This window comes from Kitasatospora sp. NPDC056446, assembly GCF_042796115.1.
Lineage (GTDB): Bacteria > Actinomycetota > Actinomycetes > Streptomycetales > Streptomycetaceae > Kitasatospora.
This window is the reverse complement of the sequence record NZ_JBHTRF010000267.1, coordinates 1-1,000: the sequence shown is the minus strand read 5'-3', so window position 1 is coordinate 1,000 and position 1,000 is coordinate 1. Positions and strand designations below refer to the sequence as shown.

Genomic DNA, 1,000 nt, shown 5'->3' with positions numbered 1-1,000 from the left:
GGCCATCATGTGTTCCAGCGTGGTCGACGCCGCTACACCGGGCTCGCTCGCCATGGCATGCAGGAACTGCATGTCGCCGTAGTGCGAGCGCTGCGCCATCAGTGACGCTTCGCCGTAACCGGCATCGGGATTGCGCTTGGCCTTCAGCATATGAGCCAGCCAGCAGTTTCCGCTCCGGTGCGGCATCATCACTACCTTCCCCTGGCAGGCGCCAAGGGAGGGCACATCCGGGGGATTGTCGTTCCATTGCAGCCCCATGCTGATATGGCCGCGCTCGGAATGGGCCGCGCAGGATGGTTGGCCGGGGCAGCCGTACGACATCAGCATGATGCGCTCGTGCACGGGCTCGTAGCCGCTATCCAGGATCATCTGCAACGAGACGCCGCGAACGCCAAGCTGGTCCAGCCTGGTGCGCAGATCCTTGGCTTGGGCACGGGTCACCATCTGCAGTTCGAAGGCCGCGCAGGGCGCGCAGGCCAGGGCAGCGGCCAGAATCAGGCAGCCGGCCCGCAGTGCTGGGTGCAGCATCGTTCCCCCCGGTTCGATACATCGCAGCGGCAGTCTGGACCTTCCGACAGGCGGTCGTCCAGTGCCCGTGACCGCAGGCTAGGATCGCAGCGCGCAGGCCCCGGGGAGGGGCCTGTGCCCCACCAAGGAGAACGCTCATGCGGCGGATTGCCGGCCTGTGCCTGATCGTGTGCGGTCTTTCGTCCTGTACCAGCGTGCCCGATGTCGCCTACTGGCCCGAGCACGAGGCCGTGCGACTCGACGCACCGGCGCGCAGCGAGCGCATGGTGATCGAGATCGATGATGCAGGGCGGTTCCATTGGCCGGGCCAGTTCGACCGCCTGCAGCACTGGCTGGCGGAGGAGCCGGCCGACCTGCCTGTGGTGGTATTCATCAACGGCTGGCACCACAACGCATCGCCCAACGACAGCAATTTCACCGATTTTGACCGGTTCCTTGCGAGCGTCGAGGCCAAGGCTGGAGCGCCGGTGAG

2 protein-coding genes are annotated in these 1,000 nt (G+C 66.1%); one reads left to right on the top strand and one right to left on the bottom strand.

The features are described 5' to 3' along the window. A partial coding sequence (locus ACFQ6N_RS41195) for a hypothetical protein (protein ID WP_380659247.1) occupies positions 1–528 on the bottom strand: 528 nt, incomplete at its 3' end. Between the two features lie 137 nt (positions 529–665). On the opposite strand from ACFQ6N_RS41195, the gene ACFQ6N_RS41190 reads away from it, so the two are divergent. Further along, a partial coding sequence (locus ACFQ6N_RS41190) for a hypothetical protein (protein WP_380659246.1) occupies positions 666–1,000 on the top strand: 335 nt, incomplete at its 3' end.